Here is a 1181-nt window from a genome sequence, read left to right on the forward strand (position 1 = left end):
CCTCATCAAGTCAGTCTTGATTGATTGTTTTCGTACTCTTTGAGCCTTGCATTTGCGATGACGATGATGTGGCGCATGAGGGCACCGAGCGCTGTGAGTTTGGATTTGCCTGCGGCCAGTAGACGTTTGTAGGTTTGCGCAAGATGGGTCCTGCTTATGCTGGCAGCCATTGCTGCGATGAACAGCAGTGGCCGTAACTGCCGGCGTCCACCTGTTGCAAAACGACGCCCGCGATAGGTGCCGCTATCTCTTGGATGGGGCGCACACCCGGCCAGGCTTGCAGCCTTCTTGCGGTCGATGTGACCCAGCTCCGGCATAAGAGCGAGCAACACCGGGGCAATCACCTTGCCGATACCAGGAACCCCAAGCAGGATCACCTGTCGCTCCTTCATGCGTTGATTATTCTGAACGATCGCCTCGATCTGTTTGTCGAGGGTGGCGATGCGCCGTTTGATCTCGGCAACATGGCTTGCAATCTCTTTGGCTATCGGTTTGTTGCGCGGGGCTTTGAGGCGGTTTTCCTCCTGAACCCGCATGTTAACAAGATCGTCGCGGCGGCGCACAAGCAGCTTTATCTTCGCGTTATCAGGGGCTTCAGCCTGCCAGAGAGACAGGTTCGCGCTCCGGGCAAGGCCATATTCGGCGATGTGGCGCGCATCGATCGGGTCTGTTTTTGCCCTTGTGCCACAGGAGCGGATGAAGGCTTTTACCTTTGCCGCATCGGCGCGATGTGCGGGGATGGAAAGGTCTTTTAGAGTATCCAGCAGCAGGTCTTCATAACCGCCGGTCGCCTCGCACACGGCGAGCATATCGAGGCATCCTGCATAGGATTTGAGCGCGGTTTTGAGTGCGCCAGTGGTGTTGGAGATGGTGAAGGTTTCTCTCGTCTGGCTGTCGAAGAAGGTGATGGTGTCCTTGGCAACGTCACAGCCAAGGGCGAACTGGATTTTATCGGCATTCGGGTTCATGATGGAGCTCCATGCTTGGCATTGTCTGCGGGCGCGGTGCAAACCGTCCCATTCAAGTCAACAAGCGATGCAAAGCTGGTGCGGCCGCGGCCCATTATGAGGACGGTCGATGAGACCAACTCCCGTTCGGGCGCACGACCGCATGCTCCTCGGGGTGGCCACCTCGGGGAGCATCCAACTTCTCAAGCATTAAAGCATAAATCGGACAGACAA

General features: G+C 56.7%; 1 protein-coding gene. It reads right to left on the reverse strand.

The features are described from left to right. Positions 1 to 5 precede the first annotated feature (5 nt). Positions 6 to 968, reverse strand: coding sequence for an IS110 family transposase (locus tag HGO37_RS26315; protein ID WP_250985962.1), 963 nt, complete (start codon positions 966 to 968; stop codon positions 6 to 8). Positions 969 to 1181: the final 213 nt, after the last annotated feature.

Source organism: Rhizobium sp. CG4, from assembly GCF_023701965.1.
In the GTDB taxonomy this organism is placed as follows: domain Bacteria; phylum Pseudomonadota; class Alphaproteobacteria; order Rhizobiales; family Rhizobiaceae; genus Agrobacterium.